The sequence below is a fragment of the Streptomyces sp. NPDC006372 genome (genome assembly GCF_040612515.1).
Lineage (GTDB): Bacteria > Actinomycetota > Actinomycetes > Streptomycetales > Streptomycetaceae > Streptomyces.
Genome location: NZ_JBEXQJ010000005.1, coordinates 100,645 through 123,048, shown reverse-complemented (window position 1 = coordinate 123,048; position 22,404 = coordinate 100,645). Strand labels below are relative to the sequence as shown.

At 71.5% G+C, this 22,404-nt stretch carries 14 protein-coding genes; 9 read left to right on the top strand and 5 right to left on the bottom strand.

Annotated elements, in window-relative coordinates:
• Positions 1 to 4 precede the first annotated feature (4 nt).
• Positions 5 to 466, top strand: a complete 462-nt coding sequence (locus ABZ016_RS11975; RefSeq protein ID WP_356916435.1) for a carboxymuconolactone decarboxylase family protein — start codon at positions 5 to 7, stop codon at positions 464 to 466.
• Positions 467 to 608: 142 nt separating this feature from the next.
• Complete coding sequence (locus ABZ016_RS11970) at positions 609 to 1,493, top strand: cellulose-binding protein (RefSeq protein ID WP_356916434.1); 885 nt, start codon at positions 609 to 611, stop codon at positions 1,491 to 1,493.
• A gap of 110 nt (positions 1,494 to 1,603) precedes the next feature.
• Here the strand turns inward: ABZ016_RS11970 and ABZ016_RS11965 are convergent, their stop codons facing one another.
• On the bottom strand, positions 1,604 to 3,217 hold the full coding sequence (locus tag ABZ016_RS11965) for a cation acetate symporter (RefSeq protein WP_356916433.1): 1,614 nt from the start codon (positions 3,215 to 3,217) through the stop codon (positions 1,604 to 1,606).
• Positions 3,214 to 3,654 carry a DUF485 domain-containing protein gene (locus ABZ016_RS11960; RefSeq protein ID WP_356916432.1) on the bottom strand — a complete coding sequence of 147 codons (441 nt, stop codon included), beginning with the start codon at positions 3,652 to 3,654 and terminating at the stop codon, positions 3,214 to 3,216. The genes ABZ016_RS11965 and ABZ016_RS11960 overlap by 4 nt, the downstream gene beginning before the upstream one ends.
• 336 nt (positions 3,655 to 3,990) lie before the next feature.
• Between ABZ016_RS11960 and ABZ016_RS11955 the strand changes: the two genes are divergently transcribed.
• From ABZ016_RS11955 to ABZ016_RS11940, 4 genes are read left to right on the top strand one after another with little or no spacing between them, the layout of a single operon-like run.
• Positions 3,991 to 4,887, top strand: a complete 897-nt coding sequence (locus ABZ016_RS11955; RefSeq protein ID WP_356916431.1) for an SEFIR domain-containing protein — start codon at positions 3,991 to 3,993, stop codon at positions 4,885 to 4,887.
• A complete protein-coding gene (locus ABZ016_RS11950) occupies positions 4,888 to 6,498 on the top strand; it encodes a hypothetical protein (RefSeq protein ID WP_356916430.1) in 1,611 nt (536 codons plus the stop codon).
• Positions 6,495 to 7,553 carry a MoxR family ATPase gene (locus ABZ016_RS11945; protein ID WP_356916429.1) on the top strand — a complete coding sequence of 353 codons (1,059 nt, stop codon included), beginning with the start codon at positions 6,495 to 6,497 and terminating at the stop codon, positions 7,551 to 7,553. The genes ABZ016_RS11950 and ABZ016_RS11945 overlap by 4 nt, the downstream gene beginning before the upstream one ends.
• Before the next feature lie 6 nt (positions 7,554 to 7,559).
• Positions 7,560 to 11,228, top strand: a complete 3,669-nt coding sequence (locus tag ABZ016_RS11940) for a toll/interleukin-1 receptor domain-containing protein (protein ID WP_356916428.1) — start codon at positions 7,560 to 7,562, stop codon at positions 11,226 to 11,228.
• Between the two features lie 19 nt (positions 11,229 to 11,247).
• On the opposite strand, the gene ABZ016_RS11935 is transcribed toward ABZ016_RS11940, so the two are convergent.
• Together ABZ016_RS11935 and ABZ016_RS11930 are read right to left on the bottom strand one after the other, a co-directional pair.
• Positions 11,248 to 11,739 (bottom strand): GNAT family N-acetyltransferase, encoded by a 492-nt coding sequence (locus ABZ016_RS11935; RefSeq protein ID WP_356916427.1) that lies wholly within the window; start codon positions 11,737 to 11,739, stop codon positions 11,248 to 11,250.
• Positions 11,740 to 11,759: 20 nt separating this feature from the next.
• Positions 11,760 to 13,253 (bottom strand): MFS transporter, encoded by a 1,494-nt coding sequence (locus tag ABZ016_RS11930; protein WP_356916426.1) that lies wholly within the window; start codon positions 13,251 to 13,253, stop codon positions 11,760 to 11,762.
• A 384-nt stretch (positions 13,254 to 13,637) separates the two neighbouring features.
• Between ABZ016_RS11930 and ABZ016_RS11925 the strand changes: the two genes are divergently transcribed.
• Both ABZ016_RS11925 and ABZ016_RS11920 read left to right on the top strand, forming a co-directional pair.
• Positions 13,638 to 14,426 carry an ABC transporter ATP-binding protein gene (locus tag ABZ016_RS11925; RefSeq protein ID WP_356916425.1) on the top strand — a complete coding sequence of 263 codons (789 nt, stop codon included), beginning with the start codon at positions 13,638 to 13,640 and terminating at the stop codon, positions 14,424 to 14,426.
• Positions 14,423 to 17,002: an FtsX-like permease family protein gene (locus ABZ016_RS11920; RefSeq protein ID WP_356916424.1), complete on the top strand. Its 2,580-nt coding sequence runs from the start codon at positions 14,423 to 14,425 to the stop codon at positions 17,000 to 17,002. Before ABZ016_RS11925 ends, ABZ016_RS11920 begins: the two co-directional genes overlap by 4 nt.
• A 117-nt stretch (positions 17,003 to 17,119) precedes the next feature.
• Here ABZ016_RS11920 and ABZ016_RS11915 read toward each other — a convergent pair whose 3' ends face one another.
• Entirely contained in the window at positions 17,120 to 18,553 is a 1,434-nt protein-coding gene (locus tag ABZ016_RS11915) for a DUF2079 domain-containing protein (protein ID WP_356916423.1), read from the bottom strand.
• 257 nt (positions 18,554 to 18,810) lie between these two features.
• On the opposite strand from ABZ016_RS11915, the gene mfd reads away from it, so the two are divergent.
• On the top strand, positions 18,811 to 22,344 hold the full coding sequence (gene mfd / locus ABZ016_RS11910; RefSeq protein WP_356916422.1) for a transcription-repair coupling factor: 3,534 nt from the start codon (positions 18,811 to 18,813) through the stop codon (positions 22,342 to 22,344).
• Positions 22,345 to 22,404 lie beyond the last annotated feature (60 nt).

Genomic DNA, 22,404 nt, shown 5'->3' with positions numbered 1-22,404 from the left:
GATCATGCAGGCACGGATGACCAACCCGGCGTACGTCCTTTCCGGCGCGATGAAGGGCATCGGCACCCTCTTCCAGGCGATCGGGGAGGGCGGCCTCCGGCAGGAGGTGGCGGAGATCGTCGGGCTGCGGGCCAGTCAGATCAACGGCTGTGGCGCCTGTGTGCACGGGCACGTGGCCAATCTCCGCAAGGCGGGGGTGAGCGAGGAGCGCATCGCCGCGGTCGCGGCCTGGCGGCACGCGCCGTTCTTCTCGGACGCCGAGCGGGCCGCGCTGAAGCTCGCGGAGGCGATGACGCGGCTGTCGGATGTGTCGGAGGAGTCGGTGCCGGACGCGCTGTGGGACGAGGTGGCCGACCACTTCGACGAGAAGGAGCTCTCCGCGCTGATCCTGACCGTCGCGGTCACCAACATGTTCAACCGCATCAACACGACCGTCCAGGAGCCCGCGGGCACCACCTGGGGGTGACGGTCGTGCGGCCCGGTGGTGGCGCCGTTACCCCGGTGCGGAGTGTCGCGTTATGAACACTTCCCCCTGATCCACCAAGATGTGCGAAATCATCCCGTTTCGTACTCGACTTCGCGTCGGTGTGGTGGAGAGGGGCCCCTGGATGAGCAGCGCATCGGCGTCCCCGCACGGCTTCGTGGCCGTGCGAGGGCGCGGCTACCGTCCCCAGCAGGTCGACGAGTACGTCGGGGCGCTCTCGGCGGGTCGCGACGCGGCCTGGGAGCGGGCCGCCCGGCTCACGGTGCTCGCCCGGCAGATGGACGCCGAGCTGGGGCAACTGCGGGAGGTCGTGGCGGGACTGGCGCCGCAGACGTACGAGTCGCTCGGCGAGCAGGCCCGGCGGCTCTTCGAACTCGCCGAGGAGGAGGCCGCCGCTGTACGGGAGCGGGCGCGGCAGGAGGCGTGGCAGCTCGTGAACGAGGCGCGGACGTCCGCGGCCGACGTGCGGGAGTCCGCGCAGGCGCAGGCCGACGCCGTACGCGCCGAGGCCGACGACCGGGCCCGGCACCGGCTCCTCGCGGCGCGGGCCGAGGCGGACGAGATCCTCGCCTCGGCCCGTGGCGAGGCGAAGGAGCAGCAGGGCGAGGCGCTTGCCGCCTTGCGGGAGGTGCGGCTGCGGACCTCCGGGCGGCTGGCCGAGCAGGACAGGGAACGCGCCGAGCGGTGGGCCGAGGTGGAGCGGGAGGAGGAGGCCCGGGCGGCGGAACTGGACGCGCGGCACGCGGAGGCGGTGGAGCGCGCCGAGGAGGCGCTGGCGGAGGCGGAGCAGGCTCTCGCCGACGCCCAGGTCTCGGCCCGGGTCCGCCAGGAGGAGGCGCAGGCGCGGGCCGCGGTCCTGGTCGCCGAGGCCCGCGAGCGCGCGGAGTCCGTCGACCAGGAGACGGACCGGGTGCTGCGTGAGCACACCCGGCACGCGGAGGTGGTGCGGGCGCACATCGACCGGGTGCACGCGAACCTGGCGGCGTGGGCGGGGCAGTCGGCGGACTGACCTGCGGTGCGGGCGTTCCCCCGCCGGGCGGGACGGCACGGCGAGTCGCCGGCTGCGGTGCCGTCCCGGTGGCCGTTTCGCGGCTGTTGCCGGTCGGGGTGCCGTCGCTGTCAGCGGTCCTCGCGTACCGCCCCCGCGAGGATCGAGCCCTCCACCGCCTCGTACTGGTGGCGCTGTTCCTCCGCCGTGTGCCGGCCGGAGACCAGCGTGCCCAGCCAGCCGAAGGCGAAGCCCAGGGGAATGGTGACCAGGCCCGTGGTGGTGAACGGGAACCAGTTGAAGTCGGCGTCGGGGAAGGCCGACACGGGCGAGCCGGAGACCAGGTTGGTGCCCGGCATCAGCAGCAGGACGGCCAGTGAACCGCCGATAAGGGTGCAGAGCAGGCCCGTGCGGGTGTAGCGGCGCCAGAAGAGGCTGTAGACCAGGGCGGGCGCGATGGCCGAGGCGCCCAGGCAGAACGACAGCGTCACCAGGGGCTGGAGGCTGCGGTGCTGGACCTGGGTGGCCAGGAGGATCGCCGGGAGGCCCACCGCCAGCGCCGAGATCCGGGCCACCGTCATCTCGCGGCGCGGTGACATCTCCCGCACCCGGGCGGCGAACACGTCGTGGGCGAGGGAGTTGGCGCAGGCCAGGATCATCCCGGCGACGGACGCGAGCAGCGTGAGGAAGACGGCCGTGGTGACGGTCGTGAACAGGAACGTCTCCGCTGTCGACACGTCCGCCCCGAACGCCGCCTGGGACCCCAGCAGATAGGCCGTGTTGCCCCGCGGGTCGACCTGTGCGATCAGCGCCCGCCCGACCAGGGCCGTCGCGCCGAAGCCGACGACCGTGATGACGAGGACGAACAGGGCCACGCCCGACACCGCCCAGGACATGGAACGCCGTACCTGCCGGGCGCTGGAGGCCGTGTACATGCGCATGGTGACGTGCGGCAGGACGCCACCGCCGAGGACCACCGTCAGTTGTGCGGTGATCATGTCCAGGCGGGGGCTCGGGCCGCCGGCGAACTGCAGGCCCGAGGAGAGGAACGCCGAGCCGACGCCGCTGTTGTCGGCGGCCGCGTCGAACAGGGCCCCCGGGTTCCAGTCGAAGCGGTTCAGGATCAGTACGGCGACCACGATGCCGGAACCGAGCAGCATCACGATCTTCAGGATCTGGATGAGGGCGGTGCCCTTCATGCCGCCGATCGCCGCGTAGCTGATCATCAGCGCGCCCACGCCGATGATGCAGCCGGTCTGCAGCGACTCGCCGGAGAAGCCGAGGATGAACGCCATCAGCTGCCCGGTCCCCGCCAACTGCACCAGCATCAGCGGCACCAGCGCCGCCAGGGTCACCGCGCAGGCCGCGATCCGGACGGCGCGTCCCGGCATACGGCGGGTCAGCGCGTCGCCCATGGTGAACCGGCCCGCGTTGCGCAGCGGTTCGGCCAGCAGGAACATCAGCAGCATCAGCGACAGGGCCGTACTCAGGGCCAGCACGGTCCCGTCGTAGCCGAACAGGGCGATCACGCCGCCGGTGCCGAGGACGGTCGCGGCGGAGATGTAGTCACCGGCGATCGCCAGGCCGTTGCGCATGGGGGACAGGGAGCTGTAGCCCGTGTAGAACTCGTCGAGGTCGTCCCGGTCCGGGCCCGTCATCACGCACAGCAGCAGCGTGATCGTGGCGACGGCGGAGAAGCCGACCAGGGACATCGCCTGGGCGTTGCCGCTGAACTCGGTGGTCACCGTGTTCCCTCCCGCTTGGCGTCCAGTTCGGCCTGCTTGCGTATGCGCTCCGCGATCGGATCGACGTGGCGGCGGGCCGTGTGCTCGTACAGGGCGATCGCCAGCCAGGTGACGGGGACCTGGAGGAGCGCGAGCAGCAGGCCGGTGGGCAGGCCGTCGGTGACGGTGCTCGTCATGAAGGACGGCGCGAACGCGGACAGCACCAGGAACAGGGTGAAGTATCCGAGCGCCGTGAGCGTGGCCACGCGCCGCTGCCAGCGGTAGGCGCTGCGCAGCACCCGCAGGTCGCTGTGGTGCCCGAGGGCCGGCCGGCGCTGGGGACGCCTCCCGGCCGGTTCGGGCTCCTGCTGCGGCATCCAGGGGTAGGCGTCGTAGGAGCCGGAGGGGGACGAACCGGGTGGTCGGTACGGGTGGGAGGGCGGCGGGTCGTAGGACATCCCGGGGCTCCTTGCGCGGGTCGGGTCCGGTGCGGCGGACCGCAGGGAGGTGGGGGGCGGGCGGCCACGCACGTTACTTCGGAGTACCGGGACTGCGCGAGGGTTTCACCAAACTGATCGGTCGGTATGCGCTTGCCCTTCCGGCCTCGGGTGATACCCGCGTTGACTCCGACGTCGCGCCTTCCGCCGCTCCGGGCGTGGCAGCAGGGCACGGGAGACGAGATCGCGGCCGGAGCGGGTCCTGAGGGACCTTGTCAAACACTCAGCTCCGCGGCCGTCGTTGCTCCATCATGTAACCCACTCGTCGTGGGTCGGGGACAGTGAGGGGGAGGCCACATGAGTGAGGTGCCGGTGCCGGGGCGGGTGTTCATCTCGTACGCGCACGACGACGACAAGCACGTCAGACTGGTCAAGGACTTCTACCACTTCCTGCGCCGGTGCGGGATCGACGCGGACCTGGACCTGGTCGCAGGTGAACGGGCCCAGGACTGGTCGACCTGGATGCTGCGCGGCATCCGTGACAGCCGCCATGTGCTCGCCGTCGCCTCGCCGGCCTACAAGCGGCGCTCGGAGGGCGACGCCGGGGCCGGTGAGGGGCGCGGCGTGCAGTGGGAGTCCCGGCTGCTGCGCGGGCTGGTGTACGAGGATCCCGACGGCATGCTGGACCGCATCGTGCCTGTCGTCCTGCCTGGTGGTACTCCCGCCGACGTGCCGATGTGGCTCGGCAGCTCCCGCTCGTACTTCACGGTCGAGGACTTCACCGTGTCCGGCGCGGAGTCTCTCGTGCGGCTTCTCACCGGCCAACCGAGAGTGACGGAGCCACCGCTCGGGCCGGTGCCGTCGCTGCCGTCGCTGCCCCCGCCGGTCGTCGCGCCCACGCCGGTGCCACCTCCGCAGCCGCCTCCCCCCACCTTCTCGTTTCCCGAGCAGCAGGCGCTGATCGAGGCCCTCATGGGCTGTCCCGTGCTGCACCAGCGAGACTCCCGGCACGAACTCCTCTTCGAGATGGGGCAGTGGCTCGGCCTGGGCCGCCCCTTCGCGGTGCCGGAGTCCTCGGACGCCCGGGCGCATCTGCGTGCGCTGGTCCGCCGTGTCGCGAGAACGACCTTGACTCCCGACGTGGCGCTGGCGGCGCTGTACCAGGCCCTTGAGGAGATCGCGCCGGACGACATCGGCACCGAGCAGGTACGCATCCTGCTCGTCGCGTCCGGGGTCGTGCTCAAGGAGGACTGAGTGTTCCGCCGGCTGCGCTCCCTTTTCGGTCGCCGGGCGGTGGAGCCGGCCGGCCCGCGTGTGGCCGGCCGGGCGGGGGACATCGACCGCGAACTGGTGGCGATCCTGCTCCGCGTCTACGAACTGCACGACCGCGGCACCCGGCAGGAACTCGTGTTCGAGATGGGGAGGCGCCTGGGCGAGGAGTTCACCGTGCCGCAGAACGACGACGCCCGCGCTCACCTGCGTGCCATCGTCCGAAAGGCACAGAACACCGGGACGCTCGAGAATCTGCGGGACGCGCTGAAGGTCGTCGTGCCGGACGACATCATGGCCGCCTGGTTCACCCTGGCGGTCACCGTGCTGACCTCGCCGCCCAGCGTCACGCGGGTACCGGCGGATCTCATGCTGGACCTCGTCCGGGAACTGCGTGCCCACCAGCCGGAGGGGTTCGGGCGGACCGCGGTGTACCAGTACCTCGCCGAACGCAGCTCCGGCGGACGCCCGCTGCACGCCCGAACCCTCCCCCAGGTGCTGCGCAAGCTCTACGACGCCCGGACGCCCGCCACCGACTCCGGCGCCCCGCGCGCCGATCTGCTGCGCTTCGTGCACCTGCTCGCCGACGAACCGGGCGGCAGCAGGCGGCTCGCCGCGCTCCTCGCCCGGGTGCTGGACGGTGACGGCCGCGAGGGCCGGCCGGCCGCGCCGGCCGTTCCGCCCGCGAGCGCGAAACGCCAGGTCATCATCCAGATCCGCGTCGAGGAAGAGGACGCCCCCGACCTGCCCGCCAGTCGACGCCGCTACTCCCTGCGCGGTTACCACTACGAGCGCGTCGGCGACGCCAAGCCCGTCTTCCTGGGCAGCCGCGACGTGCCCGAGCTGTTCACCGGCGAGGAACTGGCGAGCAGCGGCTGCGGCTTCCTGGCCGCCTGGAAGGAACCGGCCGATGCCGCCCGGGACGCGAGCAAGCGGGTGGAGTTCCTGCTGCCGCACTCTCTGCTGGGCTCTCCGCTCGACTCCTGGCAGGTCGATTCGGCCGGTGTGCCGGTGGGCCACAGCTGCCAGGTCGTCGTACGGTCACTGACCCGGTACCAGAACAGCTGGACCCACGACGAGTGGTTCCGCCGCTGGAAGACCCTGGACCGCGACTGCGTCCCCGGCGACGCCCTGGAACGCATCGGATGGATGGGCAAGGACGAGCCCGCGGCGCCGTGGAGCTCCCTGAGCGGCACCTACCCGCCCCTGCGGCTGACCCGTGCCGCCGACGTCGCGCACTGGCTGAGCACGCACGACGATCTGTGCTGCCTGGGCCTGGGCGCAAGCTACGACGACCAGCTCATCCGGAAGGCCGTGGACTACGCGCTGCTGTGGGACGGCATCCCCGTCATGGTCTGGCGGCGCGACGCCGGCGACGACCCCGGCCCGCTGCTGGACGTGCTGCGCGGCAGCGGTCCACCCGCCCTGCTGGCCGACCTGCCCGCCAGCGTGTACAGGGCCCGCAGACGCGGACGTGACGACGAGGACAGCGTGCACAACCAGATCACCCTGTTGTGGGACGACCCGACGCTCGTCTTCCACGGCCAGGACCAACAGATGTCCGGCACGAGCGGGGCCGGCGAGGGAGCAGCATGACGACGAAGCCGGACTGGTGGGTCTACGAGGGGACGGGCACCCCGCACGGCGGCATCGGGCGTCTGCCCGAAGCGCCCCCGTGGCGGGCGTTCCGGCATGGCGACGACGACTGGCAGGAACTGCCGGAACCGCCGCAGGCCCCGGACGACGACGCCGTCAAGCGCCACCTCGGCCGTGAGGGCCAGGGCGCCGCTTACCAGGCGGGCGAGCGGGAGATCCACCTCGTCAACCTCGCCCTGCACCTGCGCCGTCCACTGCTCCTCACCGGCAAGCCCGGCACGGGCAAGTCCACCCTCGCGTACGCCGTGGCGCATGAACTGAGACTGGGCCCGGTGCTTCGCTGGGCGATCACCAGCCGCTCCACCCTCAAGGACGGGCTGTACGAGTACGACGCCGTGGGCCGCCTCCACGACGCCGGCCTGCGCAACCCGGGCAACTCGACCAGCGGCGACGGAACGACACCTGAACCGCCCGACATCGGCAAGTACCTGTGGCTCGGGCCGCTCGGCACCGCACTGCTGCCCTGGCGGCGACCCCGGGTCCTGCTCATCGACGAGATCGACAAGAGCGACATGGACTTCCCCAACGACCTGCTGAACGTCTTCGAGGAGGGCGAGTTCGTCATCCCCGAACTGGCCCGGCTGGGCAAGGGGAAACAGAAGGTGATGACCGCCGACCGGGAGGAGGTGGAGATCGCCGGGGGCGCGGTGGCCTGCGCGCAGTTCCCGTTCGTGGTGCTGACCAGCAACGACGAGCGGGAGTTCCCGATGGCGTTCCTGCGTCGCTGCATCCGGCTGGAGATCGGGGCGGCGGACGAGGAACGGCTCGCGGGCATGATCGCGGCGCACCTCGGCCCGGCGACCGGCTCCGCGAACGCGGGCGAGGCGCGGGAGAAACTCATCGCCGAGTTCCTCCACCGGCAGCGGGAGAGGGGCGCGCTGGCCAACGACCAGTTGCTCAACGCGTTGCTGATGGCCGAACGGGGGCTGTGGGACGAGGAGACGGGGCGGGCGCTGCTTCGGGATCATTTGCTGCGGCCGCTGGATCGGGGCTGAGCGGGGGTGGTGTTCGGTGACCCGCCCGCGGCCCCAGGGTTCTTTCCCTTCTTTCCGAGGAGTCGGGCTGAGCGGGGCGACGAGCCGGACGCGCCGGAACCCGGCGCGCACCAGCCGGTCGGCATCCTGCGCGAGGAACTCGCCCGGCTCCTGGACACCGGGGACGCGCCGGATGCCGAGGACGCCCTCGACGTACTGTGGATCGCCCGGCTCGCCGGCCTCGACCCGGTCGACTGGTCGCTCCTCGGCGACGGCAGGGACCCCACGACGGCCCCGCCGCCCGCCGAGCCCGCGCCGCCGGTGGCGCCGGATGACCACTCCACCCCGAACACCACCCCCGATCCATCGTCCGCCCGACTCCACCTCCCCGGCCCGGGCACCGGCACCCCGGCCCGCCCCGGCGGCGCCCACGCCATCCGCGTCACCCAGCCCAAGGCCCTCCCCGGCACCCTGGCCCTGACCCGAGCCCTGCGCCCGATGCGCCAACGGGTCGCCTCGAACCGCGCCCGCACACTCGACGTCGACGCCACGGCCGCCGCGTCCGGCGACACCGGCCTCCTCCTGCCCGTCCTGCGTCCCGCCACCGAACGCCGCTTCTCCGTCGACCTGTTGATCGACACCGGAACGACGATGGCCGTCTGGCACCGCATGGCCGACGAACTGCGCACCCTGCTCGCCCGCCACGGCGCCTTCGCCGACGTCCGCGCCTGGGCGCTGCGCACGGACGGCCCCGAACCGATGCTGGCCCCCTTCCGGCGGGGTGCGCCGACCGCGACGCCCACCCGCCGCTGGCGGCAGACCCTGACCGACCCCTCGGGCCGGCGCGTGGTGCTGGTTCTGACGGACGGCGTGGGCCCGTCCTGGTACGGCACGGAACTCCCCGCCGCGCTCGCCGCATGGTCCCGCCACCGTCCCGTCGCCGTGCTCCAGGTGCTGCCCAGCCGCCTGTGGCACCGTACGGCGCTGCGGACGGCACCCGTGCGGGCACGCGCGACCGAGGCGGCTCACGCCACCCTCGACGTCCGCTCCTCGGGCCCACTGCCGGGCATCGCCCGCGGCAGCGCCGGAACGTCCGACCGGGCCCGCATCCGCTGGCTGCCGGTGCTGGAGGTCTCCGGCGACTGGCTGCACCCGTGGGCCCGGCTCGTGTCCGGGCGCACGACGGACTGGGTGGCTCTGCGGGCCGCTCCGCTGACCGTCGTGGAACGCCCCGCCCCCGTGAACCCGGCCGCCGAGCCGACCACGCCCTCCGCCTGGATCGAACGCTTCGAGGAGGGCTACTCCCCGGACGCCTCCCGCCTCCTGCACCTCCTCGCAGCCGCCCCGCTGAGCCTGCCGGTCATGCGCCTGATCCAGCGCACCATGCTCCCCTCCTCCACCCCGATGCACCTGGCCGAACTGTTCCTGTCGGGCGGGCTCGTCCGCCGCACACCGGCCGGGGCGGACGAGGACCCGGACAACGTGATGTACGACTTCCGCCCCGGGGTGCGGGAGGCGTTGCTCGACCGTCTGACCCGCACCGAGTCGCTGCGCGTGCTGGACGAGGTGATCGACGCCGTGAGCGCGCGGGTCACGGAGACGTTCGGCGGGGTGACCGACTTCGCCGCGCTGATGGCTGCCGTGGGGGAGGGCGGCGGGCTGGACGGAGTCGAACTGCCCGAGGGCGACAGGGCGTTCGCGGAGGTGGCGATCGCCGTGATCGGGGGAGCCGGCGGGGACTACGAGCGGGTGGCGGCGAAGGTGGCGCGGGGGCGGGCGGAGGCGGCCCCGGTTCCCCATCGGTTGCCGGAGGAGCGGGAGGAAGGCGAGAAGCGGGGGTGGAGAGGCTGGCCTCTCTTGCGGCGCCTGGGAGAGAGGCGGGGCAGCTCCACGCTCGGGGCCGGCGACGACAACGACACCGAGTCGCCCCTCGCCGGATCGGCGGTGCCCAGCCGGGTACCCGCGCTGCCGACGCCCTACATCCGTCGGGACGAGGTCGCGGACGTCGTGCACGTGTTGAGAGACAACGGGACGACGTGTGTGATCGAGGGGGCCAGGGGGGTGGGCAAGACCGTTCTGGCCGCGGACTGCGCGGCCTTGCTGGCTTCGCGGTCCACCATGGTCCGGTGGATCCGTGCCGACAACCGGGAGCTTTTGCTGGGGCAGCTTCTCCGCTTCGCCGGTGACCTCGGCCTCGACCGTGGCCGCCGGTCCCCTGACACGCTGCTGAGCCACCTCTACGACCATCTGCGTGACCATCCGGGCTGGCTGCTGGTCTACGACGGCGTCACCCAGCACACGTTCGTGCCCGACCCGTACGATCCGGACTCGCCGAAACTGTGGCTGCCACCGCCGCGTTCCGGCAAGTTGCTGGTGACCCTCTCCGAGGGCAGATGGCCTTCGTACAGCCGGCATGAGACGGTGACTCTGGGCGATATGGCGCGTGGCGAAGCTCTGGCTTACCTCAGGGAGGTGGTCGCCGAGGTCGGTGGAGAGACGCGGATCGCGCGGGCGGAGCTGCTTGATCTCATCGGCACCATGGGTACCCGTCCGAGTCTTCTGGCGCACCTCGCGCTGCGGCTCAGGTCAGGGCACGAGGAGTCGTTCAGCGACTTTTTCCGCAAGGCGCTGGAGCTCCACCCGGAAAGAGAGAGCTTCCTGCGCGCACCGGTGTGGATCAGCCGCGACGGCCGCTTCATCGGTACCGGGGTCGTGGTGGGACCCGACATCGTGCTCACCACCGGCTTCGAAACGCGCTCCACTGGGCTTTGGGTCCATGACCGCAGCGGTTCCACGGTTCGCGTGGCCGACTCGACCGTGCGCGGCGACACTCCCGGGCTGATCGCCATGCGGCTCGAAGCCCCCCTTTTCCCACCGGTGACGTTCTCTTCCTTGGAGAGCAGAACGACCGTAGCGGCGTGGTACGAGCCGCCCATGGGTTCGCAGCCCCCGGCCATCGCCCTGAGCCCCGCTTCCTCAGAGGCGCCTGCGCCTCCCCCGGGGGCGGCACTGCTCGACGCGGAGGGAAGGCTGAGCTCCATGGCGTTGCCGTACGGCAGCGGCACGGTGAGGGCTTATGTCCCGGCACTCATCGACGGCTTTCTGGCCCATCTCCCCGCAGCACGAGACACAGAGGGGCGTGACCGGCGGCCGAGACTGTCGCAGGAACTGCTCGTCTATCTGAGCTGCGCCCGCCCTTCTTCCCCCGAGGAATCCGGTGCGGTACGGCAACTCATCACCGCGCTGGCCGACGACCTCGACCAGCTGATGCCACTGGCCGGGACGAGTATCACCGCTTTCGTCGACGAGGACGGCCTGCCTCCGGGCGGTGCCTGGCTGGAACGCCGGTACACAGCCCTGGCCAAGGCCAGGATCTTCGTGCCGCTTCACTCACCCGAGTACTTCACCGATCACTGGAGTCGGCAGGAGTGGAACCTGTTCACCTGGCGGTTGCAGGTGCTCTCCGGTGAGGGCCACAAGAAGGCTGCGATCGTGCCCGTGTTGTGGACTCCCACAGACCCCGCACAACTGCCGCCGGAGGCCGCGGACATCCAGTACGTGACGCTCGGTGACCGGCACGCCGGACTGGGCCTCAAGCACCTGTTGGAGGCCGGACCCGAAAAGGAGTACCGACGCGTGGTCCGGCACCTCGCACTGACCATCGCACGCGCGGCTGAGGCATTCGACGGCACCTGAACGACCGGTTCCCGCCCTGTCAGCGTCCGAGCTGCCGGACGTGACGGACACCTGGCCGGCCGCCGACCGTCGTGTCCCCGGCGCGGGTGAAGCCGTTGCGGGCCAGGACCGCCATGGACGCCAGGTTGTCCAGGGTCGTGACCGCGGTGAGGGAGTCCAGCCCGTAGTCGGCGGCGGCCAGTCGGCACGCCTGCGCGACCGCGGCCGTCGCCACGCCCCGGCCCGCCGCGCGTTCGCCGACGCGGTAGCCCAGTTCCGCGCTGCCGTCCACCAGGTCCATCAGGTTCACGCGGCCGATCAGCTCGCCCTCCTCCCCGAGGACGACGTGGAAGCGGCACACACCCGCGTCCTGCTCCGCCAGGAGCGCCCGGTGACGTGCGGCGAAGCCCGCCGGCGTGAAGTAGGCGTCCCCGCGGTCCGGCACCGTCCGGGCGAAGTACGCCCGGTTCTCCCGCTCGAAGGCCAGCACCGCGTCCGCGTGATCCGCCCGCAGCGGTTCCAAGGTCAGCATGGGCGGGAGGATACGTACCGTCAGTCCTTGAGGACCGGGAATTTCCGGGGCGCGAGGAACAGCAGCACCAGGAACGCCAGCGTCGCCGCGCACGAGGCGCCCAGGTAGACCGCGTGCACCGCGTCGGCGATCGCCCGCCGGGTCACCTCCGGGGCGGTGCCCGAGTCGAGCGCCCGGGTCACCGAGTCGAGGTCGCTCGCCCCGCCGAGCCGGGCGGCCAGCACCCCGTTGGCGACCGCGCCGAAGACCGCCGCGCCGATCGTCTGGCCGGTCTGCCGGCAGAACAGCACGGACGCGGTGGTCGTGCCGCGCTCGGCCCACCCCACCGTCGACTGCACACCGACGATGAGCGGCAACTGGAACAGTCCCAGCGCGGCGCCGAGCAGCAGCATCAGCAGCGTCGGCTGCCACGCCTGCCCGGGGTAGGGCAGGAACGGGAACGCGAACAGGACCAGCGCGGCCGCTCCGATGCCCAGCATCGCGGTGTTGCGGAAGCCGATCCGCCGGTACACGTGCTGACTGAGCGCAGCCGATATGGGCCAGCTCAACGTCCACACGGAGAGCACGAATCCGGCTGCCACGGGCGCGAGGCCCAGCACCGACTGGGCGTAGGTGGGGAGGAAGACCGTCGGCGCCACCATCAGCAGTCCCAGCGCGCCCAGGGCCAGATTGACCGCGGCGATCGTCCGGCGCCGCCACACCCAGCCCGGGATGATCGGGTCCGCCGCCCGGCGCTCCACCAGGACCACGACCCCGGCCAGGGCAAGTCCCGTGCCGAACAGGGCGAGTGAGGGCGCCGACAGCCACGGCCATGCCACCCCGCCCTGCACCAGGGCCGTGAGCAGGACGCCGCCGCAGGCGAACACCGCGAGCGCACCCGCCCAGTCCACGCGCGGGTGCGCGCCCCTCTCCCGCTCCGGCTCGTGCAGGTGACGGACGATCAGCCACAGCGCGACCGCGCCGATCGGCAGGTTGACCAGGAAGATCCAGCGCCAGTCCGCGTACGCGACGAGCATCCCGCCGAGGCCCGGGCCGGCGACCGCGGACACCGCCCAGACGGTGGACAGCTTCGACTGGATCTTGGGGCGGTCCTTCAGCGGGTACAGGTCGGCGGCGAGGGTCTGCACGGTCCCCTGGAGCGCGCCGCCGCCCAGGCCCTGCACGATGCGGAACGCGATGAGCGCCGCCATGTTCCAGGCCAGCGCGCACAGCAGCGAGCCCAGCAGGAAGAGCACCGAACCGGCGACGAGGACCGGCTTGCGGCCGAAGGTGTCGGAGAGCTTGCCGTAGACGGGCAGGGTGACCGTCACGGCCAGCAGGTAGCCGGAGAACAGCCAGGAGAAGACGGAGAATCCGCCGAGATCCCCGACGATCTGGGGGACGGCGGTGGAGACGACGGTGGCGTCGAGCGCCGCCAGCGCCATCGAGAGCATCAGGGCAGCGACGACGGCTCCGCGCCGGCCTGTCGTGGCGGGTCGTGCGGCCTCATGTGTCGCCGGTCTGGTGCTCCCCACCCGGAACCCTTCCCTCGGTTCTGACTGCCCCTTGCACCTATCTGCCGCCGGACAGCTTCCCACTTGACCCTGACGCGGCGGGAGGGTGGAGCCTGAATGGGCCGTCGGGTGGAGCGAACCCTGAGACGGTCTCCACCCTTCGGTGGACTGCCCCTAGGGGGACCTCCGTACTACGACCTGGGGAGGGTTCGTACCGGCGGAGGACGAGACGGGGAGGGGCCCGTCCTTAACCTGGCTTTACGCCGCTGGGGGGCGGTTTCACACACCGGCGGGGGTGGGGTTTTCCACAGGAAAAGACTGCGCTGAGCACCAGGGCGCAGGACCCCTCCCCGCCGGAAGACTTGAGGCACTTCACCATCTGTTGACCGACATAGGAGACATACCGTGACATCGGCTGTGACCATTCCCAGGCACGGGGGTACTGGAGGGCGTACGGCCGTTGCCGCACGGGCGCGGCAGGTCGTGAAGGCGTACGGGTCCGGTGAGACCCGGGTCGTCGCCCTCGACCACGTCGACGTGGACATCGCACGCGGCCAGTTCACCGCGATCATGGGCCCCTCCGGGTCCGGCAAGTCCACGCTCATGCACTGCCTCGCCGGACTCGACACCGTCACCGGCGGTCAGATCTACCTCGACGACACCGAGATCACCGGCCTGAAGGACAAGAAGCTCACCCAACTGCGCCGGGACCGCATCGGGTTCATCTTCCAGGCGTTCAACCTGCTGCCGACGCTGAACGCCCTCGAGAACATCACGCTGCCCATGGACATCGCGGGCCGGGGGCCCGACAAGGAGTGGCTGGCGCGGGTCGTGGAGACCGTCGGGCTCGCCGAGCGGCTCAAGCACCGGCCCACCCAGCTCTCCGGCGGACAGCAGCAGCGCGTCGCCGTGGCGCGGGCGCTGGCGGCCCGGCCCGAGATCATCTTCGGGGACGAGCCGACCGGCAACCTCGACTCGCGCGCCGGCGCCGAGGTGCTCGGCTTCCTGCGCCGCTCGGTCGACGAACTGGGCCAGACGATCGTGATGGTCACCCACGACCCGGTCGCCGCCTCCTACGCGGACCGTGTGCTGTACCTCGCCGACGGCCGCATCGTCGACGAGATGTACAAGCCGACCGCGGAGGCCGTCCTGGACCGCATGAAGGACTTCGACGCCCGGGGGCGCACGTCATGACCGTCATGAAGACCTCCCTGCGCAACTTCGTCGCGCACAAGGGCCGGATGGCGCTCTCCGCGATCGCCGTCCTGCTGTCGGTGGCCTTCGTCTGCGGGACCCTCGTCTTCACGGACACCATGTCGACCACGTTCGACAAGCTCTTCGCGGCCACGTCCTCGGACGTGACGGTGAGCGGCAAGGGCGCCTCCGACAGCGGCGAGACGACCTCCGACAACGGCAAGCCGCCGGTCATGCCCGCCTCCGTGCTGGGCGAGGTCCGCGGGACACAGGGCGTGAAGTCCGCCGAGGGCACGGTGTTCTCGACGTCGGTGACGGTCGTCGACGCCGACAAGGACAGCCTCTCGCCCTCCAGCGGCGCCCCGACCATCGTCGGCAGCTGGAACGGCAACGACGCCCGCACCATGAAGATCACCTCCGGTGCGGCCCCGAAGAACGCCGGCCAGATCATGGTCGACGCCGACACCGCCGACAAGCACGGCCTGAAGCTCGGTGACGAGATCGGCGTGATCAGCGCGGTCGGCACCCACGAGGCGAAGATCTCCGGCATCGCCGACTTCACCGTCACCAACCCCGGCGCCGCGATCTTCTACCTGGACACGAAGACCGCCCAGCAGACCCTGGTCGGCGAGACCGGCGTCTACACCAACGTCAACGTCACCGCGGCCGCCGGCGTCAGCGACGCACAGCTGAAGAAGAACGTCGCGGCCGAACTCGGCGGCGACTACCAGGTGAAGACCGCCAAGGAGACCGCCGACGCCAACCAGAAGGACGTCGAGGGCTTCATGAACGTCATGAAGTACGCGATGCTCGGCTTCGCCGGGATCGCCTTCCTCGTCGGCATCTTCCTGATCATCAACACCTTCTCCATGCTGGTCGCCCAGCGCACCCGCGAGATCGGCCTGATGCGGGCGATCGGCTCCTCCCGCAAGCAGGTCAACCGCTCGGTGCTGGCCGAGGCGCTGCTGCTCGGCCTCGTCGGATCGGTGCTCGGCGTGGGCGCCGGCGTCGGCCTCGCGGTCGGCCTGATGAAGCTCATGGGCCAGATGGGCATGGAACTGTCCACCGACGACCTGACCGTGGCCTGGACGACCCCGGTGGTCGGACTCGTCCTCGGCGTCGTCGTCACCGTCCTGGCCGCTTACCTGCCCGCCCGGCGCGCCGGCAAGATCTCCCCGATGGCCGCACTGCGCGACGCGGGCGCCCCCGCCGACGCCAAGTCCGGCTGGATACGCGGCGTGATCGGCACCGTCCTCACCGGCGTCGGCGGCTACGCCCTGTACCTGACGGCCGCAGCCGACAAGGCCAAGGAGGGCTCGCTGTGGCTCGGCCTCGGCGTGGTGCTGACGCTGATCGGGTTCGTGGTCATCGGCCCGCTGCTCGCCGGTGGCGTGGTCCGTGTCCTGGGCGCCGTCCTGCTGCGCATGTTCGGCCCTGTCGGCCGCATGGCCGAGCGCAACGCCCTGCGCAATCCGCGCCGCACCGGTGCGACCGGCGCCGCGCTGATGATCGGTCTCGCCCTGGTGGCCTGCCTGTCCGTGGTCGGCTCCTCCATGGTGGCGTCCGCCACCGACCAGCTCGACAAGACCGTCGGCACGGACTTCATCATCCAGTCCGACAGCGGCCAGCTGATCACCGCGCAGGCGGTCAAGGCCGCGAAGTCGGCGACGGACGTCGAGCGGGTCACCGAGTACAAGTGGACCGAGGCCGACTTCACCACCCCCGACGGCAAGACGCTCAAGGACACGGCGATCACCGCGGCCGACCCGTCCTACGCGACGGACCTGCGCACCGAGACGGTCGCCGGCAAGCTCCCCGACGCCTACAAGCCCGACTCGATGTCCGTGCACGAGAAGTTCGCCAAGGACCACCGCATCAGCCTCGGCTCCAAGATCAAGGTGGCCTTCAAGGACGGCCGTACCGCCGACCTCACGGTCCGGGCGATCACCAGCAGTGACGTCGTGATCGACGCGGGCGCGATGTACACGTCCATCTCGACGATGGCCAAGTACGTCCCGGCCGACAAGATGCCGCTGGACACGCTGCTCTTCGCCACCGCCAAGGAGGGACAGCAGGACGCCGCCTACAAGTCCCTGAAGTCGGCGCTGCACGACTACCCGCAGTACACCGTGCGCGACCAGACCGACTACAAGGACGCCCTGAAGGACCAGATCGGCCAGCTCCTCAACATGATCTACGGCCTGCTGGCCCTGGCGATCATCGTCGCCATCCTGGGCGTGGTGAACACCCTGGCCCTGTCGGTGGTGGAGCGCACCCGGGAGATCGGCCTGATGCGGGCGATCGGCCTCTCCCGCCGCCAGCTGCGCCGCATGATCCGCATGGAGTCCGTCGTCATCGCCCTCTTCGGCGCCCTCCTGGGCCTCGGACTGGGCATGGGCTGGGGCGCCACCGCACAGCAGCTGCTCGCCCTGGAGGGACTGGGGATCCTGGAGATCCCCTGGCCGACCATCATCGGCGTCTTCATCGGCTCGGCGTTCGTGGGACTGTTCGCGGCACTGGTCCCGGCGTTCCGGGCAGGCCGCATGAACGTCCTGAACGCGATCGCGACCGAGTAGCCGCCCCGCCGGCCCGCAGAGCCCCACCGCACACGGGGGTTGCGGGGGACGGACCCGCCCCGGAGGCATCGCCTCCGGGGCGGGTCCCGCGTGTGTGCGACTCGGTGGGGGACACCGCTAGGCGGCGGTCAGCCGCCGAAGGACCACGTACCCGCCGGACTCGCCGGCGACGGCGTACTCGGCTCCGGGGTGCAGCTTCCGGGCGTAGCCCACGGGGTCACGGTAGCGCTCGTCGATGTTCTCCAGGGCGATGTACCGCGGTGCGACACCCTGGGAGCCGCCGAGCCAGTAGACCCGGCAGCGCGAGGTCAGCCGGCTGATCGGGCCGATGTTCGATTCGACGGTGGCGTCGTCGGGGATCCGGGCCAGCAGTCCCTCGACATCCGACACGGCGGCGGGTTCGCGGTAGACCTCGGCCCGGGTGAGCTGCGCCAGCGGCAGCGAAGTGGTCAGCGTCAGGGCCGCCGCGGCGACGGCGGCGGGCACCTGGGCGGCGTACGAGCGCAGCCACGCGCGCGTGCTGCGGCGGGTGGCCGGGAGGGCGTCGGCGAGGGCGAGGAAGACGACCGGCATCAGGACCGCGCTGTAGTGCCAGTCGGGGCCCCAGTAGTGCGCGTCGCCGGACAGGAAGCGCCAGCCGAGCGTCGGCAGCGTGATCAGCAGCAGCGGGGAACGCAGGGCGAGCAGCCCCGTGGTGGGGATCAGCAGCCAGGCGAGGGTGCGCAGCTTGGTGCCGAGGCCGTCGAGAGGGGTGCCCGAATCGCTGACCTTGGTCCAGTAGTCGTAGCCGCCGGTGGTGTTGAACGACGGGATGACCACGGTGAGGACGAGCACCGTCGCCGCCGCACCGAACACCGCGGTGGCGAGCGCGTACACGACCGGCCGCCGTGCCGCGCCGCCCGCGCGCCAGGCGACCACGAGCGCGATCGCGGCCAGTGTCAGCCCCAGGTCCTCCTTGACCAGCACCAGGGGGAGCGCCCAGCACAGGGCCGCGCGCCACCGGCCGGCGAGGAGGGCCTCCAGCGAGAAGGCGATCAGCGGGACGGCGAAAGAGATCTCGTGGAAGTCGAAGTCGACGGCGCGCTGGACTCCCCAGGACAGTCCGTACGCGACACCGAGCGCGAGACCGCGGCGCCGGCCGAGGAGCCGGGCGGCGGCGCGGGTGACCGGCACCGCGGACAGCGCGAAGAGCGCGGCCTGCGCGACCAGCAGCGTCACCGGCGAGGGGAAGAGCCGGTACAGCGGGGCGAGCAGGGCCGTCACCGGGCTGAAGTGGTCACCCAGGATGTCGAACCCCGGCCCCTTGAGGTCCGACACCGGCGCCCGCAGATGCGCGTACGCCCGGACGACCTGCTCGAAGATGCCCAGATCCCAGGAGAGCGTGGCCATGTGCCGGTACCGGCCGACCGAGACGGCCGCGTAGGCGGCGAAGAGGACGGTGGCGAGGACCCAGGGGTCCCGCCGTTCGGGGCGAGGAGGCCGGTAGCCCGGGGGCTGGGCGACCGGCGCCGGTATGAGGGGCTGTGACACCTGGAGGGTGGGGGCGGGCATGCCGTGCCTTACGGGTGAGGGGTACCGCCGGACCGGTGGGACCGGACCGATCATGCCGTGGCGAGAACAACGGGTGGGGGTGACGTTGTGAAGGTTGGGCGGCCCTCGGCGGAAACAGGCGCTCCGGCCTCAGGCGGGAACAGGCGTTGTCCACAGCCCCACCGGACGGCCCCGCATCGTCGTACGCTGGAGACCCCCCGGCCCGCGGCGCGCGTCGGGCCCGTCGTGTTGCCCACCCCTGGACGGAAAAAGCCCCCATGAGCTTGCACGGTCTGCTCGACGCCGTAGTCAAGGACGCCGCCCTCGCGGAAGCGATCAAGGCAGCCGCAGACGGCAACCGCATGCACGTCGACCTGGTCGGCCCCCCTGCCGCCCGCCCCTTCGCGGTCGCCGGCCTGGCCCGCGACACGGGCCGCCCGGTGCTGGCCGTGACGGCGACGGGCCGCGAGGCGGAGGACCTGGCCGCCGCCCTGCGCTCCCTCCTCCCGCCGGAGGAGGTCGTGGAGTACCCGTCCTGGGAGACGCTCCCGCACGAGCGGCTCAGCCCCCGCAGCGACACCGTCGGCCGCCGCCTGGCCGTGCTGCGCCGCCTGGCCCACCCCCGCCCCGACGACCCCGAGACCGGCCCCGTCTCCGTCGTCGTGGCGCCCGTACGGTCCGTGCTCCAGCCCCAGGTCAAGGGCCTCGGCGACCTGGAACCGGTCTCCTTGAGGACAGGGCAGAGCGCCGACCTGGAGGAGATCGTCGACGCCCTGGCGGCCGCGGCGTACGCGCGCGTGGAGCTGGTCGAGAAACGCGGCGAGTTCGCCGTCCGCGGCGGCATCCTCGACGTGTTCCCGCCCACCGAGGAACACCCCCTGCGCGTCGAGTTCTGGGGCGACGACGTCGAGGAGATCCGCTACTTCAAGGTCGCCGACCAGCGCTCCCTCGAAGTCGCCGAGCACGGCCTGTGGGCGCCGCCCTGCCGCGAACTGCTGCTCACCGAGGACGTCCGCGCGCGTGCGCGTGCCCTGGCCGAACAGCACCCCGAGCTGGGCGAACTGCTCGGCAAGATCGCCGAGGGCATCGCCGTCGAGGGCATGGAGTCCCTCGCGCCGGTCCTCGTCGACGACATGGAGCTGCTGCTCGACGTGCTGCCCAAGGGCGCCATGGCCGTCGTCTGCGACCCGGAGCGGGTGCGCACCCGTGCGTCGGACCTCGTGGCCACGTCGCAGGAGTTCCTGCAGGCCTCCTGGGCGGCGACCGCCGGCGGCGGCGAGGCGCCCATCGACGTCGGCGCGGCCTCCCTGTGGTCCATCGCGGACGTCCGTGACCGGGCCCGCGAGCTGGACATGATGTGGTGGTCGGTGTCGCCGTTCGCCGCGGACGAGGAACTCGACCAGGACACGCTCAAGCTGGGCATGCACGCCCCGGAGACCTATCGCGGCGACACCGCCAAGGCCCTCGCCGACACCAAGGGCTGGCTCGCCGACGGCTGGCGCGCCGTCTTCGTCACCGAGGGCCACGGCCCGGCGGCCCGCACGGTCGAGGTGCTGGGCGGCGAGGGCATCGCGGCCCGCCTCGACGCCGACCTCGCCGAGATCTCCCCGTCCCTCGTGCACGTGGCGTGCGGCTCGATCGAGCACGGCTTCGTCGACACGGCCCTCAGACTCGCCGTCCTCACCGAGACCGACCTGTCGGGGCAGAAGGCGTCCGGCCGCGAGGGCGCCCGGATGCCGGCCCGGCGCCGCAAGACCATCGACCCGCTCACCCTGGAGGCGGGCGACTACATCGTCCACGAGCAGCACGGCGTGGGCCGCTACATCGAGATGGTGCAGCGCGTCGTGCAGGGCGCCACCCGCGAGTACCTGGTCGTCGAGTACGCCCCCGCCAAGCGCGGCCAGCCCGGCGACCGGCTCTACATCCCCACCGACCAGCTGGAGCAGATCACCAAGTACGTCGGCGGCGAGGCCCCCACCCTGCACCGCCTGGGCGGCGCCGACTGGACGAAGACGAAGGCCCGCGCCAAGAAGGCGGTCAAGGAGATCGCCGCCGACCTCATCAAGCTGTACAGCGCGCGCATGGCCGCCCCCGGGCACGCCTTCGGGGCGGACACCCCCTGGCAGCGCGAACTGGAGGACGCCTTCCCCTACGCGGAGACGCCCGACCAGCTCACCACCATCGCCGAGGTCAAGGAGGACATGGAGAAGACGGTCCCCATGGACCGCCTGATCTGCGGCGACGTCGGCTACGGCAAGACCGAGATCGCGGTCCGGGCCGCCTTCAAGGCCGTCCAGGACGGCAAGCAGGTGGCCGTCCTCGTCCCCACGACCCTGCTGGTGCAGCAGCACTTCGGGACGTTCAGCGAGCGGTACGCGCAGTTCCCGGTGAACGTGAAGGCGCTCTCCCGATTCCAGACCGACACCGAGGCCAAGGCGGTCCTGGAGGGCCTGCGCGAGGGCTCGGTCGACATCGTCATCGGCACCCACCGCCTGTTCTCGTCCGAGACGAAGTTCAAGGACCTGGGCCTGGTCATCGTCGACGAGGAGCAGCGGTTCGGCGTCGAGCACAAGGAGCAGCTGAAGAAGCTCCGGGCCAACGTCGACGTGCTGACCATGTCCGCGACCCCGATCCCCAGGACGCTGGAGATGGCGGTGACCGGCATCCGCGAGATGTCGACGATCACCACCCCGCCGGAGGAACGGCACCCGGTGCTGACCTTCGTCGGCCCGTACGAGGAGAAGCAGATCGGCGCGGCCATCCGCCGTGAACTGCTGCGCGAGGGCCAGGTCTTCTACATCCACAACCGGGTCGAGTCGATCGACCGGGCCGCCGCCCGGCTGCGCGAGATCGTCCCCGAGGCACGCATCGCCACCGCGCACGGGCAGATGTCGGAACAGGCGCTGGAGCAGGTCGTCGTCGACTTCTGGGAGAAGAAGTTCGACGTGCTGGTCTCCACGACGATCGTGGAGTCCGGCATCGACATCTCCAACGCGAACACCCTCATCGTGGAGCGCGGCGACAACTTCGGCCTCTCCCAGCTGCACCAGCTGCGCGGCCGGGTGGGCCGTGGCCGGGAGCGCGGCTACGCCTACTTCCTCTACCCGCCGGAGAAGCCGCTCACCGAGACCGCGCACGAACGGCTCGCCACCATCGCCCAGCACACCGAGATGGGCGCGGGCATGTACGTGGCGATGAAGGACCTGGAGATCCGCGGCGCGGGCAACCTGCTCGGCGGCGAGCAGTCCGGCCACATCGCGGGTGTCGGCTTCGACCTGTACGTGCGGATGGTCGGCGAGGCCGTCGCCGACTACCGGCGCCAGCTGGAGACCGGCGAGATCGAGGAGGAGCCGCCGCTCGAGGTCAAGATCGAGCTGCCCGTCGACGCGCACGTCCCGCACGACTACGCGCCCGGCGAGCGCCTCCGGCTCCAGGCGTACCGCGCCATCGCCTCCGCCAACTCCGAGGAGGACATCAAGGCGGTCCGCGAGGAACTGGTCGACCGTTACGGCAAGTTGCCCGAGCCGGTGGAGAACCTGCTGCTCGTCGCCGGTCTGCGGATGTTCGCGCGCGCCTGCGGCGTCGGCGAGATCGTGCTCCAGGGCAACAACATCCGCTTCGCGCCGGTGGAGTTGCGCGAGTCGCAGGAGCTGCGGGTCAAGCGGCTGTACCCCGGGGTCGTCATCAAGCCCGCGGTGCACCAGGTGCTGGTGCCGCGCCCGAAGACCGCGAAGGTGGGCGGGAAGCCGCTGGTCGGGCGGGAGTTGCTGGCGTGGGTCGGGGAGTTCCTGACGTCGGTGCTGGGCTCCTGAGGGTCGGTCTCGTCCGAGGGGCCGGGCTGGGTTCCTGACAGCCGGCCCAGGGCTTGTCGG

Coding starts and splice junctions, on each gene's coding strand:
- ABZ016_RS11935 (WP_356916427.1), bottom strand. CDS start 11,739: ATGCTGACCTTGGAACCGCTGCGGGCGGATCACGCGGACGCGGTGCTG.
- mfd (WP_356916422.1), top strand. CDS start 18,811: ATGAGCTTGCACGGTCTGCTCGACGCCGTAGTCAAGGACGCCGCCCTC.
- ABZ016_RS11915 (WP_356916423.1), bottom strand. CDS start 18,553: ATGCCCGCCCCCACCCTCCAGGTGTCACAGCCCCTCATACCGGCGCCG.
- ABZ016_RS11920 (WP_356916424.1), top strand. CDS start 14,423: ATGACCGTCATGAAGACCTCCCTGCGCAACTTCGTCGCGCACAAGGGC.
- ABZ016_RS11975 (WP_356916435.1), top strand. CDS start 5: ATGCAGGCACGGATGACCAACCCGGCGTACGTCCTTTCCGGCGCGATG.
- ABZ016_RS11970 (WP_356916434.1), top strand. CDS start 609: ATGAGCAGCGCATCGGCGTCCCCGCACGGCTTCGTGGCCGTGCGAGGG.
- ABZ016_RS11955 (WP_356916431.1), top strand. CDS start 3,991: ATGAGTGAGGTGCCGGTGCCGGGGCGGGTGTTCATCTCGTACGCGCAC.
- ABZ016_RS11945 (WP_356916429.1), top strand. CDS start 6,495: ATGACGACGAAGCCGGACTGGTGGGTCTACGAGGGGACGGGCACCCCG.
- ABZ016_RS11960 (WP_356916432.1), bottom strand. CDS start 3,654: ATGTCCTACGACCCGCCGCCCTCCCACCCGTACCGACCACCCGGTTCG.